At 59.8% G+C, this 14,387-nt stretch carries 9 protein-coding genes; 1 reads left to right on the top strand and 8 read right to left on the bottom strand.

Translation table 11 applies throughout. The features are described 5' to 3' along the window. Positions 1 to 144 precede the first annotated feature (144 nt). Complete coding sequence (locus tag OZX71_RS01860; protein ID WP_277160290.1) at positions 145 to 1,287, bottom strand: inositol-3-phosphate synthase; 1,143 nt, start codon at positions 1,285 to 1,287, stop codon at positions 145 to 147. A 286-nt stretch (positions 1,288 to 1,573) separates the two neighbouring features. Here OZX71_RS01860 and OZX71_RS01855 point away from each other — a divergent pair, with 286 nt between their 5' ends. Further along, the gene (locus OZX71_RS01855; protein WP_277160289.1) at positions 1,574 to 3,859 is read left to right on the top strand and encodes a transglycosylase domain-containing protein; all 2,286 of its coding nucleotides are present in this window, start codon (positions 1,574 to 1,576) and stop codon (positions 3,857 to 3,859) included. Between the two features lie 179 nt (positions 3,860 to 4,038). Here the strand turns inward: OZX71_RS01855 and leuA are convergent, their stop codons facing one another. The 7 genes from leuA to dnaX all read right to left on the bottom strand — a co-directional run bounded on the left by leuA (position 4,039) and on the right by dnaX (position 14,201). Next, positions 4,039 to 5,949 carry a 2-isopropylmalate synthase gene (gene leuA / locus OZX71_RS01850; protein WP_277160288.1) on the bottom strand — a complete coding sequence of 637 codons (1,911 nt, stop codon included), beginning with the start codon at positions 5,947 to 5,949 and terminating at the stop codon, positions 4,039 to 4,041. Positions 5,950 to 6,325: 376 nt separating this feature from the next. After that, entirely contained in the window at positions 6,326 to 6,946 is a 621-nt protein-coding gene (locus OZX71_RS01845) for a DUF5701 family protein (RefSeq protein ID WP_277160287.1), read from the bottom strand. Positions 6,947 to 7,371: 425 nt separating this feature from the next. Beyond that, positions 7,372 to 8,442, bottom strand: coding sequence for an aspartate-semialdehyde dehydrogenase (locus OZX71_RS01840; RefSeq protein WP_277160286.1), 1,071 nt, complete (start codon positions 8,440 to 8,442; stop codon positions 7,372 to 7,374). A 369-nt stretch (positions 8,443 to 8,811) separates the two neighbouring features. After that, a complete protein-coding gene (locus tag OZX71_RS01835) occupies positions 8,812 to 9,354 on the bottom strand; it encodes an ACT domain-containing protein (protein ID WP_277147443.1) in 543 nt (180 codons plus the stop codon). 165 nt (positions 9,355 to 9,519) lie between these two features. Then, complete coding sequence (locus OZX71_RS01830) at positions 9,520 to 10,284, bottom strand: aspartate kinase (RefSeq protein WP_277147445.1); 765 nt, start codon at positions 10,282 to 10,284, stop codon at positions 9,520 to 9,522. Positions 10,285 to 10,555: 271 nt separating this feature from the next. Then, on the bottom strand, positions 10,556 to 11,158 hold the full coding sequence (gene recR / locus OZX71_RS01825) for a recombination mediator RecR (RefSeq protein ID WP_277145654.1): 603 nt from the start codon (positions 11,156 to 11,158) through the stop codon (positions 10,556 to 10,558). Between the two features lie 7 nt (positions 11,159 to 11,165). Continuing rightward, the gene (gene dnaX / locus OZX71_RS01820) at positions 11,166 to 14,201 is read right to left on the bottom strand and encodes a DNA polymerase III subunit gamma/tau (protein ID WP_277160285.1); all 3,036 of its coding nucleotides are present in this window, start codon (positions 14,199 to 14,201) and stop codon (positions 11,166 to 11,168) included. Positions 14,202 to 14,387: the final 186 nt, after the last annotated feature.

Genomic DNA, 14,387 nt, shown 5'->3' with positions numbered 1-14,387 from the left:
GTCCGTTTACCAGCAGCAAACGCAAGGACGAACGCATCCAGACTACAGTGACATCCATGGCATACGACGATGGCCGCCACCTGCTTCATGCAGATGACGGCCATCAGATCAATTCAACCGGAACGACGCATAAGCGTCACTCACTCAGGCGTGCCAGACGTCCTTGCCGTTGTCCTTGGCGGTCTTCACATCGGCGTCGAGTTCGGCTTCATCGGCCTCGACTTCGCCGGCGATGTACTTCTCGACGAGGTGGCGGGCCTCGGAATCCTCATGCTGCACGGCCGGGGACTTCATGAAGTAGGAGCTCGGCGCGAGAATCGGGCCGGAGAGGTGGCGGTCGAGCGCGATCTTGGCGGCGCGCACGGCGTCGATGACGATGCCGGCGGAGTTCGGCGAATCCCAGTCCTCAAGCTTGTACTCAAGGCTGATCGGCACGTCGCCGAAGGTGGTGCCTTCCAAGCGCACGAACGCGAGCTTGCGGTCGTCGAGCCACGCCACATAGTCGGACGGACCGATATGGACGTTATGCGGATCCATCTCGTGAGGCACGATCGAGGTGACGGCGCGGGTCTTGGAGACCTTCTTGGACTCCAAGCGCGAGCGCTGCAGCATGTTCATGAAGTCCATGTTGCCGCCGACGTTCAACTGATAGGTGCGGTCGAGACGCACGCCGCGGTCCTCGAAGAGGCGGGCCATCACGCGGTGGGTGATGGTGGCGCCGACCTGGCTCTTGATGTCGTCGCCGATGATCGGCACGCCGGCGTCGCGGAACTTCTGCGCCCACTCCGGGTCGGAGGCGATGAAGACGGGCAGGCAGTTGACGAAGGCGCAGCCGGCGTCCATCGCGGCCTGCGCGTAGGCCTTGTCGGCCTGCTCCGAGCCGACGGGCATGTAGCTGACCAGCACGTCGACCTTCTTGTCGCGCAGCACCTGGGCCACGTCGACCGGCTCGGCGTCGGACTCGGTGATCATCTTCTTGTAGTACTCGCCCAAGCCGTCGTAGGTCGGCCCGCGCAGCACCTCGACACCCTTGTTCGGCACGTCGCAGAACTTGTAGGTGTTATTCTGCGAGGCGCCGATGGCCTCGGAAATATCCTTGCCGACCTTCAACGCATCGACGTCGAACGCCGTCACAAACTCAATGTCGCGGACCCGGTAGCCGCCGAAGTTGTTGTGCATCAGGCCGGGGATCTTCTCATCATCCTTCGCGTCCTTGTAATACTCGACACCTTGAATCAGGGACGAGGCACAATTGCCGATGCCTGCCACTGCCACGCGAATACTCATATTGACTCCTTTATTTCACGTGCAAAATTCCATTTACGAGTCTAGCCCTTTATAACGAAAAGGGCATCAGCACATAACTTCATACATAACCAATGTAACAGAAATCGCATAAATGGATACTCATCAACCGTATGATAGAGCTTAGGCAAGGATTATGCCCGTATTTGCGAAAACAACAGCGAGCCGAGAAAGCCTCCCTATCTTTCGTTACCGAAACTGCACAACTAAACCACTTTTGCCCGCCAATCCCAGTCGTTTTTCAGGGGCAACCATTACGGTAGTTGGCATGGTCACAGAGTTTCGCACGGCTTCGGCGCGCGCCGCAGGCACAGGTAGGACAAAGCCCAAACGCAAACACCAACACGCCAAGACAGCGCGCGGCCAATACCCACGCCGCAGCGCCAACGCCGCGAACAACCGTCCGAGAAAACAGGGCCCACAACGCAAAGCACCAAAAAAGCACAAACATCGTATTCTCAAATGGACGCTGGGCATCATCGCCCTGCTCGCCCTCGTCGGAGCCGGTGTGTTCGCCTACCTTTACGCCACCACCGAAATTCCTCTCCCAGAAAAAATCGCGATGGCCGAGAAAACGAAAGTCTATTACGCAGACGGCACCACGCCCGTCGGCGATTTCGCCACCCAGAACCGTGAAATCATCAGTTGCGACGCCCTGCCCAAATACATCGGGCAATCCATGGTGGCCAGTGAAAACCAGACGTTCTACCAAGACACCGGCGTCGATTTCAAAGGCATTGCGCGCGCCTTCCTCAACAACGTCAGCGGCGGCGCACGCCAAGGCGCCTCCACCATCACCCAGCAATACGCGGAACGCTATTATATGGGCGACACCCACACCTACTCCGGCAAGGTGCGCGAAGCGATTCTGGCGATGAAGATCACGAAGTCGCAGGACAAGGACAAGGTCCTGTGCAACTATATGAACACGATTTATCTGGGACGCGGAGCCTACGGCATCGAGGCCGCGTCGAAGGCCTACTTCAACAAAGACGCCAAAGACATGACCATGCCCGAGGCGGCGCTGCTGGCCGGCATCATTCCAGCTCCTTCGAACTGGGACCCGGCGGTCAACCCCAAGCGCGCGCAGCAACGCTATACACGCGTCATCGGCATCATGGAGCGCCAGCACTACATCAGCGCCAAAGACGCCGCGGCCAACCCGAAAATGCCGTCGACCGTGCCTCCGCAATCGCAGCAAAGCTCGTACAAAGGCACCAACGGCTATATCCTGCAGATGGTGCGGGACGAACTGACCGGCAGCGGGGCCTTCACCCGCGACGACATCGACACCGGCGGCTATACCATCGTCACCACCATCGACAAAGGCAAGCAGGATCTGATGTTCAAGGTCGCCAGCCCCTCGCAGGACGGCAACGGGTTGGTGCCTGCCGGCGTGCAAATCGGCGGCATGAGCGTCAATCCCAAGGACGGATCGATCATCTCGCTGTACGGCGGCGACGACTACCTGACCAAGCCGCTCAACAACGCGACCCAGGCCCTCTACGAACCCGGGTCGACGATGAAACCGTTCGCGCTGATGGCCACGGCCGAGGAAGGCGTCAACCTCAGCACGACCTTCAACGGCAACTCCCCGCGCACGTTCACCAATATCAACACGCCGGTGCAGAACTTCGGCAACCAGAGCTTCGGCTACACCAACCTCTACAACGCCACGGCGAACTCGGTGAACACCATCTACATGGACCTGCAGCAGCATCTGGGAACCAAGAAGGTGGCCCAGACCGCCCAGGCCGCGGGCATGGACCCGAAGCTCGTGACCGGAGACAACGCCTTCACCGTGTTGGGCAACGACAGCGTGCATGTCAAAGACATCGCCCAGGCCTATTCCACCATCGCCAACCAGGGCAACAAACCGACGCTGCATATCGTCGCGTCCGTCAAGGACTCGCAGGGCAAGGACATGTACCGCTCACCCACCGACACCACGAGGGTCTTCAGCGCCAATGACGCCGCGCTCGTGACCAAGGCGATGACAGGAACCGTGCAATATGGCACCGCGACCGAAGCGCTCAAAATCGGCAAGGCCGTGGCCGGCAAATCCGGCACCGCCAACGATTCGACGGCAGGCAGCTTCGCCGGCTTCTCGCCAAACACCGTGACCGTGTTCGCGATGTGGAACCCCGACCCGAACAACAAGGGCAAGCCCCTGCCGATGCCGTCCATCGGCTATTACGGCACCGGCAGCGACTACCCGGTGCACCTGTTCACCCAATACATGAGGCAGGCGCTGGCCGACACGCCCAACGAGGCGTTCCCCGTGGCCAAGGACGAAGGCAAGATCGGCGGCCCCGACGGCACGTGGGGCACGGGGGCAGGTTCCTCATATTCCGGGTGGGGAAGCCGCAAGTATTACAGCTCCGAAGGTATAGATTCCAGCAACACCGGTAGCACCACAGGCGGCAGTAACGAGACCAGCGCCGGAACCGAGTCCAACGACTCCGACAGCTCATCCGAGGCAACGGAGACGACCGAGGGTTCCACCAACACTGATAGCGGCGAAAGCGGCAACGCCGAATCTTCGTCGCAATAAAGCCATTAGGGCTGGAACGGCAACAAGCAGCCACAACAAGAAACCAAACAAATCGGATTCCGCCGAATAAACCAAAAGCGGGCTTGCCTATGGAAAGCAAGCCCGCTTTTGGTATCCCTCGATATCTATTGCTTGATACCTCTTGATACCTCTTGATACCTCTTGGACCGTATGGAACCCTAGCGTATCGAACGGTTGATCGCGGAGATGACCGCCTTCAGCGAGCTGGTGGTAATCGACGAATCGATGCCGACGCCCCAGATGATTTTGGCATTGGCCTCGCCACCGATCTGGCACTCGACGTACGAGGCGGCCATCGCGTCGGTGCCGGCGGTCATCGCGTGCTCGGCATAATCCATGACGCTGACGGAAATGGCGATGGACGAAAGCGCGTTGAGGAAGGCGTCAAGCGGGCCGTTGCCGGCGCCACTGACCTCGCGCTCGATCGGGTCGGCGCCCGGCTCGGCACCGCGGTCCAAGAGCTTGGCCTTCAACACGGTGTCGGAACCGTCCGCGCCCGAGGAAACCGAGACGTTCAAGAGCTTCAGGCGGCCCCACGATTGCAGATCGTCGTCGCCATTGTCGCCCACGGCCTCGCCGATCGCGAACGCGCCGTTTTCCTCGACCGGAAGGTACTCGTCCTTGAAGAGCCTCCAGATATCGTCGTCCTTGACCTCTTTGTCGGTCTTGTCGGCGTAGTCCTGCACGACCTTCTCGAATTCGATCTGCAGGCGCTTCGGGAGGTCGAGGTTGTGGTTGGTCTTGAGCAAGTAGGCCATGCCGCCCTTGCCGGACTGCGAATTGACGCGGATGATGGCCTTGTAGCTGCGGCCGATGTCCTTGGGGTCGATGGGCAGGTAGGGTACGAGCCAGACGAAATCGTCGAGGTTCGCGCCACGCTCTTCGGCCGCGGCCTGACGGGCCTCGAGCCCCTTCTTGATGGCGTCCTGATGGGAGCCGGAGAAGGCGGTGAACACGAAGCTGCCGGCGTAGGGATGACGCTCGGAGATGGTGAGCTGGTTGCAGTATTCGACGGTCTTGCGAATCTTCGGAACATCCGAATAATCGATCTGCGGATCAACACCTTGCGTGAGCATGTTGAGGCCCAGCGTCACCAGATCGACGTTGCCGGTACGTTCGCCGTTGCCCAAGAGGCATCCTTCGACGCGGTCGGCCCCGGCGAGCACAGCCAGTTCCGCTGCTGCCACGCCCATGCCCTCGTCGTTGTGTGGATGCAGCGAAAGCACGATGGAATCGCGGTCTTTGAGGTTGCGGGAGACATACTCGACCTCGTCGGCGAAGACGTTCGGCGTGGTCATCTCGACGGTGGCCGGCAGGTTGATGATCATCTTGTGCTCCGGCGTCGGCTTGATGACGTCGATGACGGCGTTGCACACCTCGACGGCGTAATCCGGCTCGGTGCCGGTGAACGATTCCGGCGAATACTCGTAATACAAATCGGTGTCGCCGGCTGCCCCTTCGAGGTCCTTGCACAGTTCGGCCGCATCGGTCGCCAGCTTCTTGATGCCCGCCTTGTCCTTGCGGAAGACGACCTCGCGCTGCAGTACGGAAACGGAATTATAGAAATGCACGACCGCACGCTTGGCACCGCGCAGACATTCGTAGGTCTTGCGGATCAGATGTTCGCGGGCCTGGGTCAGCACGACGATGGTGACATCATCGGGGATGAGCTCGCGTTCGATCAGCAGACGCACGAAATCGTAATCCGTGTCGGAAGCCGAGGGGAAACCGACTTCGATCTCTTTGAAGCCCATCGAAATCAAGAGGTTCCAGAAACGCAGCTTGCGCTCGGAATCCATCGGGTTGACCAGCGCCTGGTTGCCGTCGCGCAGATCGACCGAGCACCAGCGCGGGGCGCGGCGCAGTTTTTTAGTCGGCCAGGTGCGTTCGGGGTAATCGAACGGAACCTGCTTGTCGTAGGCCACATACTTCGTATACGGCATTTTGCTGGGCTTCTGCGGTTCTCCTACGAAACGCCGGGGAGGCAGCAGCAGGTCATTGTTACCTCCATTGGATTGTGCGGCAACCGCCGCGAGATCAAATACCGATGATGCTTGATCCTGACCCATCACTCCTCCTTTTCTTTTTTGTTGCGTACCGCACGTTGCGACACGACTACAACGAGATGCCGTCACCGTGATGATGACGGATATAAAGACTTACTATAGCCGCAACCAAGGCAGGCGGCACAACTGTTTCGGGATGCGACATCTTTGTGTCCCAAAAGTCCGAAACCCCTCCCGAATCGACATCTTTCAGCTATGTTGGTGCCACCAACCCCCATCAAAAACGCCACTTTTCACATCAATCTCGCTCAAACGGCCATCTTGGTGCACCAAGATGGCGAAAAATAGCACTTTCGACACCAAATCACCCAAAAACAGGGGACTTGGTGGCACCAACATCAATCAAAAAGGGACTTTTGACTTTGATGCCGATGACGGGTCAGTGGAACAGGGAGATGCCTCGCCTGGCCTGGCAGTAGGCGTTGCCGAGCCACGTGTGACGGGAGGTGGGCCAGACCGAGCCCAGACGCGGGGCGTTCTGACTCATCCAGATGCTCGGCACGCGGCCGTCGGCGCTGCGGGAACCGAGCAGGTTGAAGCCGTTTTTCTTCACCAGCCAATCGGGATGCTGGGTGGCGATGGCGAGGCCCTCTTCAAGGGTCAGCGGCATACGCTCGTCGGAATCGATGAGCTTACGGGCCACGTCCGGCTCGCGGTTGACGTAGACGGTGCCGGTGTGCGGATCGACCACCAGATAGAACGGGCCTTCCGGCGGCTCGAAACCCGCCTGCGGCAGGAAGCTGGCGACATCGCGCGGCGGCATGGTGGTGAATCCGGCCATGCGGTTGATGCTGGTTCGGGCGATCAACGATTCGGGGCTGACCAGCTCGTGGGTGGGCACCAGAAGGATGTTCTCGCCCAAGTCGCTGTCTTTCAGCGCGTCGATCAACGGCCGCGCGAGCGCACGGAACGCCGCCGCGCTCATATCCGCGACGTCGGGATAGCCCAACGCCACGATGCGATCCAGTTGTTTCTGCGCTTCTTTTGATGCCTTCGACATACCCCCAGTATGCCACGCGACCGGTATGTCAGGCGCAACAGATACACGCCGAAGCACTCATCATACGATTACGACTGCTTCTGCGGTACCTATGCAGAGATACTCACACTTTTGCACCATATTCTGTGATTATCTCCGCATACTCATAGCCCCTGCAAAGATAATCACAGTTTCGGGCCCTTTTTTATGATTAAAATTGCACCCATGCAGAGATAATCACACATTTGGGCACATTTTCGTGATTATCTCTGTAGCTGGCGAACTTCAGTCAGTAGGCTCGTTCACCTCACTGCCCAAGTTGCTCTAAAAAACAAGATTCTGAACCGTTTTCGCTGATTTTGCTCGCATCGCCAAATGACGTTGCGATGAAAATCAGCGATTTGAAGTTCTTTCGGCGATTTTCATCGCATTAACGACGCGACGAGTCATGCGCCGAAGTGCTTGCGTGCCACGATCTCGGCCAGTTCGACGGCGTTCAGGGCGGCGCCCTTGCGCAGGTTGTCGTTGGCGATGAAGAACGCCAGTCCCTTCTTGCCGTCGACGGCCTGGTCCTGGCGGATGCGGCCGACGAAACTCGGGTCCTTGCCGGCGGCCAGCTGCGGGGTGGGGATGTCGGCAAGCTCGACGCCCGGCGCGTTCTTCAGCACCTCGCGGGCCATGTCGGGGGTGACGTCGCGTTCGAATTCGGCGTTGACCGACATGCCATGCGCGGTGAAAACGCCGACGCGCACGCAGGTGCAGGAGGCGGCGAGGTCGGGCAAGTGCAGAATCTTGCGGCTTTCGTTACGCAACTTCTGCTCCTCGTCGGTCTCCTCGCTGCCGTCGTCGACGATGGCGCCGATGAACGGCACGGCGTTGAAGGCAATGGTGCGCACGACCTTGGTAGGCTTGGGGAAATCGATGGCGGAACCGTCGAAGACGAGCTTGTCGGCACCTTGGTCGACAGCGGCCTTGGCTTCGTTCATCAACTGCTCGACGCCTGCGCGTCCGGCTCCCGAAACCGCCTGATAAGAGCTGACAATCAGCCGCTTCAGGCCGAAGTGGGTATCGAGTGCCTTCAGCACCGGAATGCAGGCCATGGTGGTGCAGTTCGGGTTCGCGACAATGCGACGGGGAATGTCGTCAAGATCGTCGGGATTGGCCTCGGCCACCACCAGCGGCACGTCGTCGTGCATACGCCATTGCGAGGAGTTGTCGATGACATAGGCGCCGGCCTCGGCGAATTTCGGCGCCCAGACCTTCGAAGTGCCGCCGCCGGCGGAGAAGATTGCGATATCGATGCCCCTGAGATCGGCTTTGGCCACGTCCTCGACCACGATGCTGCGGTCGCGCCATTTGAGCACGGTGCCCGCCGAGTGTGAGGAAGCCAGGAAACGCAGATTATCAATGGGGAAATTCCGCTCGTCAAGCACGCGACGCATGACCATGCCGACCTGTCCGGTGGCCCCCAGCACCGCAACGTTGACCTTGCGTTGTTCTCCGTTAGATTCAGCCATCTGTTTCCTCCCCTTTGGCGGCCGTCCACTCGTGGCTTCCGCAGCCGCAACCTCATGAGACATCCATCGCTCCAAAGTGAAACACTGCGGGGCGCTACGTGCCACATCATAGCGCAAGGTACTGCGCGGGGACGGCTGCACGCAGCTTTATGAGACATGACAGAAGCGGATACCCGATTACGCAAATGGACGGTGATTGATCACCGACACCGCCGATCATCGAACCACTCATATCCAACCCCGTTATCGGCCATATCCACGTTATGCCCGGGCGCATCGCATCTGGCTGGTTGGCCAATACGAGGCGCCCATATGCTTTTCAAGTCAATGACTTCACCGAACGATATGACAGCCAGCGATGCACGGCGTTCAGCGGCCGGTGCCGCCGTAGACCACCGCTTCCACCTGATCGGCGTCGAGGCCGTACGCTGTGTGCAACGCGCGCACCGCGTCGTCGAGTTGGTCGAGCGGGACGAGGGCGGCGATGCGGATCTCGGAGGTCGAGATCATCATCACGTTGATATGCTTGGCGCTCAGGGATTCGAAGAACTTGGCGGCGAGACCGGAATGGGTTTTCATGCCCACGCCCACCACCGCGACCTTGCCGACCTCGGAATCGACGAAATAGGAACCGTAACCGAGCTCGGCCTTTTTGCCGTCGAGCGCTTTCTCCACCGTTTTCACCGTGGCATCGGGCACAGTGAAGGAGATGTCGGCCTTGCCCGTCGAAGCTCCTGCCTGCACGATCATGTCGACGTTGATGCCGCTTTTGGCCAGCTCGGTAAACACGCGTGCGGCCATGCCGGGCTCGTCGGGAACGCCGCGCACCGTCACGAGGGATTCGGTGCGGTCGTGCGCAACGCCGGAAATCACCGGGGTCTCGGGGCCGAGATCCGGGAAGATGTCGCCCATCGATTTGTTGTCGGTTTCGCCGGTTTTGCCTTGATCGCTCAAATTCACGCCCTCGTCTTTCGTGTTGTCACTGCTCATTGTGTTTCCTTTGCTCTCTTGCCGTTGAAGTTCATATCCATATATTTTCTTGATGAATCCGTGCTAACCGGCCCATTCTCGGATTGTTTAATCCAGATTCGGCAATTTGCGCGCATCGACACCCTCCGGCACCACCAACGTGCCCATCCGGTGCGAGAACGAGCTGCGCACATGCAACGGCATATTGAAACGCTGGGCGTATTCGACGCAACGCAAGGCGAGGACCTTCGAACCGCAGGAGGCCATTTCGAGGATGGCATCGTAGCCGATGGAGGGGATGCGCCGCGCGCTGGGAACGATGCGCGGGTCCGCGGTGAAGATGCCGTCCACGTCGGTGTAGATCTCGCAGATATCGGCACCCATTGCCACTGCGAGCGCCACCGCCGAGGTATCGGAACCGCCACGGCCCAACGTGGTGTAATCGCCATCGGCGTTGATGCCTTGGAATCCGGCGACAATGGCGATCTTGCCATCGTCGACGACATGGGCCACGCGCTCGGGTTTCACTGATTTGATATGTGCCGCTCCGAAACGGGCGTCGGTCATGAAGCCAGCCTGCGAACCGGTGAAGGAGTAGGCGCGCTCGCCGTCGGCGTGGATGGCCATCGCCAGAAGGCTCATCGAGATGCGCTCGCCAGCGGTCATCAGCATGTCCATCTCGCGGGCGGGAGGATTGGAATCGATGCTCATCGCCTGGTCAATCAGGTCGTCGGTGGTGTCCCCCATCGCCGAAACGACGACGGCGACGTTGTTGCCCTTACGTTTTGTCTCCACGATCCTTTTGGCGACGCGCTTGATGGACTCGGCGTCGGCCACGGAGGACCCGCCGTATTTCTGCACGATCAGCGCCACAATTCTCCCCTTGTTCTCTCCGGCAGATGCATCTGAAAAATGCATGCCGCCACATCTCGACATCGACCAACAAAAGGCATGACACAAGAAAAATGCGACGTAACCCGTTCTTATGGCCGACTTTTGACAGTAATGATTGAATTATAGGCCAGTCTCCCGCCCGACTGGGCCGCTTATCACCATACGGGCATACGATGCGAGCGCTCAGGCTTTTCTCAATGCCAAGGCAAGCCCGATGAACAGTTTCCTCCAATGCTTTCGAAGGCAGCGCTCAGGCTTCCTGGCGGCCCTCCAAGGCACGGCCCAGCGTGATTTCATCCGCGTATTCCAAGTCACTACCAACTGGCAAACCGCTGGCAAGACGCGTGACCTTGAGACCGAGCGGAGAAAGCAAGCGGCTGAGATAAGTCACCGTGGCTTCCCCCTCGATATTGGGGTCCAGCGCCAGAATGATCTCTTTGACTTCGTCGGTTTTAAGCCTGTCAAGCAGCTTGGGAATGGCCAGGTCGCCTGGGCCGACGTTGGCCATCGGGTTGATGGCGCCGCCCAGCACATGATAGACGCCGTGGAACTCGCGGGTGCGCTCGATGCTCATCACGTCTTTCGGCTCCTCGACCACGCAGATGATGGAATGGTCGCGGCGCGGATCCGAGCAGACCGGGCACGGGCTCGTCTCGCACACATTGCCGCAAATCTCGCAGAAGCGCACCTTCTCCTTGACCTCACGGATGGCGTCGGCGAGGTCCTGAGCCTCCTCGTCACTGGCCGAAAGCAGATAGAAAGCTATGCGCTGGGCACCCTTGGGACCGATGCCCGGCAGGCGCGCGAAACCATCGATAAGACGCTGTATCGCGCCGTCATAAGCCAATGCCATCTACTTGCTACCTCTCCTCTTCGGGATGCTTTTCCGCCGGTTTGATGTTCTTGGGATTCTTCGGATCGTCCGCCTTGAAGGTCTCGACCTTCTTGACATCGAACAGCTTGGAAAGCTCATCCAGCCCCACGGCCGTGACATCACCCAACGACTGGTCGCTCATCGAATAGTCATCGTCCTCGGCCGCTACCCGTGGACGCTGATCGGCGTCTTCGGCCGAGTCATCGGCATATTGGAACCGTGCGGCCACGTCTCCCCTGTCATCGGGATTAGCGGCGGGGCTGCCGTTCGGGGCAGCGGACCGTGATCGAGAATTATTCGATTCCGCAGCTATCGGCTTCCTCCCAGCATCTATACCGTCCGGTGAGGCATAGGAGCCGTTGGCGGATGAATCCGGCGGCCTCGTCTGCCAATTGTCGGGACCGGAAGCGGATGTCGCGTTGCGCGCCGCACCTGTGTCTCCCGACTGCCGGCCTGCAGAATCACCGTCGGTTCCGGCTGCGCCGGAGCTGGAACCGGCTGCAGCCTGATCGGACGAAGGCGTGGCCCATGGGTCGATGCCGTCGCTCAGATCAGGCACCGCGACATGCTTCTTGTGATGCTCGACAGCCTGATTCGCCGATCCTTCGACGGGCGCAGGCCGGCCTGTAGCGTTGCCATCGAACTGTTGCGAGGCGTTGCCGCCGGAAGTCGCCGCCGCTTGTCGTCCTCCGGTTGAATTCGTTGCTGTACCGTTGCCAGAGCCCGGCGCCGGCAGCGGATTCATCCACGGATCGTAATCGTCGTCCATCGGATTTTGCGATCCTGGGCTCATGGCCATCGGGTTCGCAAGGTTCTGCGCATCATGTTCCCGGTTCGTTGCGGGTACACCTGCTCCTGCGGCATCACCTTGCGATGAACCGTTTCCGGGTTTCGTGTCAGTACTATCGGCTCGACTTACGGTCTCGCCGTTCCTGCCGTTCCCGCCTACCGGATAAGCGGCTCGATGGGAGGAATCATCGGATTCGCCGGCGGCATCGGCTTGCGCCTTCTTCTGTTCCTTGGGAGCCGAGGCGCTATGCCCGCTCTGCCCGGCGGCCATACCCAGCCCTCCGGTCGCAGAGACCTTGGCAAGCGCGATATCACGCTTGACCTTGGCAAGTTCTTCGGGCTTCATACGCTTGGTGGAAACGACTTTTTCACCGTTCGCGGCCACCCCGGTCGGAGCGATCATCGTGTGAGGCCCAAAGACGGAGCGCACCCCGGCGAGCACCACGTTGGCGGCCTTCTGACCGTTGTGTTCGGCATCAGAGGCAAGCGCCAAAGCGAAGGCATGCTGGCTCAAGGGGCAATCAAAGGTCATCGACAGGCGAGACTTGCCGGCATCGTTTCTCGCCAACGAAACCGTGGGCACCTTGTCGTGCGCGACATACCCACGCACATCCTCCGGCAATGACTTGAGCACGATATCCCATCGTTGCTCGACGGTTGCATTCGGATCGACGTTCACCTGTACCGGCGCAGCCGTCTGAGCGCCTTGCTGTCGTTCAGGGTTGGAACCGGCTGCGTTGGTTGCTGCATTGGGATCAGAAGAATGCCGATCTGGTTGCATTCCACCGTTCGCATTACCTTGCCATCCGTGAGGTTCACCGATACCGGCCGACGCAGATACAGATGCGGTGCCTGTGCCCGCAACCGGCGAATCGGGATTATTGCCAACCTGCTGAGTCCGTGAAGCGTTATGCTGCTCCGGAGCTTGGGAAGCGGCTGCCGGGCCGGCACCTGCCTGACGATTGTTTTGCCGCTGGTTCGCAGCGTTTCTGCTCGAACCGATGAAGCCACCACGGCTCTGCGGCGCATTGTTGCCTTGCCGGGACCCGTTGTTGGCGGCAGCAGGCTGTGATGAGCCCGTACTCGCGGCACCGGTTCCGGCTTGGACCGCACTCGGCGCAAAACCGTTCTCGCGGCCGGCCAGCAGTTTCGCGGCCAAGAGTTCCAGACGCATACGAGGAGAAATCGCACCGGTCATATTGCCCAAGGTGTCGTTGATGGTCTCGGCCATCGCCGTAAGGGTCGAAAGCCCCAACGCTTTGGACTGGCGGTGCAAATCGCTCATGTCCTCGACCGCAGAGTCGTCGCTCAGCACGTTTTCGGCTTTCTCACCACCGAGGGTGAGCACGAGCAAATCACGGACACGCGAGAGCAGATCCTCTACGAACCGTCTGGGTTCGAAGCCGCCTACCACGACCTTTTCAACCACGCCGTAAAGTCTCTCGCCGTCCTTGTCGATAACGGCGTCAATCGCCTCGCCGATAAGTTCGTCGGGGGTAAACCCAAGCAGAGCCACCGCGGAATCGTACGACACCTCGTTGTCTACGGCTCCGGCCATCAGCTGATCGAGCACGGAAAGCGTGTCTCGCACCGAACCGCCGCCGGCCCGCATGGTGAGCTTCAGCACACCTGGTTCCAGATCGATCTGCTCCTTGTCGCACACCTCTTCCAGATACGGCCCCATGACCTCAGGCGGCACCAGACGGAACGGGTAATGATGGGTACGCGAACGAATCGTCGAGATTACCTTGTCCGGCTCCGTGGTGGCGAAAATGAACATGACGTGTTCCGGCGGCTCCTCCACGATCTTCAACAGGGCGTTGAACCCCTGCTGGGTGACCATGTGGGCCTCGTCGAGGATGAAGATCTTGTATCGATCGCGAGCCGGGGCGAAAGCGGCGCGTTCACGCAGCTCACGCGCGTCCTCAACGCCGTTGTGGCTGGCGGCATCGATCTCGACCACGTCGATCGAACCGGGGCCGCCGGTAGCCAGGTCCTTGCAGCTTTCGCATTCGCCGCATGGATGCGAGGTCGGGCCCTTGGCACAATTGATGCACCGGGCCAGGATTCGCGCGGAACTGGTCTTGCCGCAGCCGCGCGGCCCGCTGAAGAGATAGGCATGGGTGAGCTTGCCTTCATCCAATGCCCGGGAAAGCGGGACGGTGACCTGATCCTGCCCTATGATGCCGTCAAATGTGTCTGGCCGATACCGTCGATACAATGCAAGTGCCATAGTTCTAACCTACCTTCACCCGACTATTTTTCACCATGCCTCAGCGGCGAAATCACTCGTTTCCCCATCACATCGCTTCAGCGCTGCGCCCACCTGACAGAATCGGCTTCACAGCTTTCACGCCCTGACGTTCAGGCATTGACACCATGGCACCGGCACATGAAATGGTGACCCGGCTGTGAACGA

The organism is Bifidobacterium sp. ESL0764, from assembly GCF_029395515.1.
In the GTDB taxonomy this organism is placed as follows: Bacteria; Actinomycetota; Actinomycetes; order Actinomycetales; family Bifidobacteriaceae; genus Bifidobacterium.
This window is presented reverse-complemented; position numbering and strand designations above follow the sequence as displayed.

Coding starts and splice junctions, on each gene's coding strand:
- OZX71_RS01855 (WP_277160289.1), top strand. CDS start 1,574: ATGGTCACAGAGTTTCGCACGGCTTCGGCGCGCGCCGCAGGCACAGGT.
- OZX71_RS01840 (WP_277160286.1), bottom strand. CDS start 8,442: ATGGCTGAATCTAACGGAGAACAACGCAAGGTCAACGTTGCGGTGCTG.
- OZX71_RS01845 (WP_277160287.1), bottom strand. CDS start 6,946: ATGTCGAAGGCATCAAAAGAAGCGCAGAAACAACTGGATCGCATCGTG.
- OZX71_RS01860 (WP_277160290.1), bottom strand. CDS start 1,287: ATGAGTATTCGCGTGGCAGTGGCAGGCATCGGCAATTGTGCCTCGTCC.
- dnaX (WP_277160285.1), bottom strand. CDS start 14,201: ATGGCACTTGCATTGTATCGACGGTATCGGCCAGACACATTTGACGGC.
- recR (WP_277145654.1), bottom strand. CDS start 11,158: ATGGCATTGGCTTATGACGGCGCGATACAGCGTCTTATCGATGGTTTC.
- leuA (WP_277160288.1), bottom strand. CDS start 5,949: ATGGGTCAGGATCAAGCATCATCGGTATTTGATCTCGCGGCGGTTGCC.
- OZX71_RS01835 (WP_277147443.1), bottom strand. CDS start 9,354: ATGGGCGACATCTTCCCGGATCTCGGCCCCGAGACCCCGGTGATTTCC.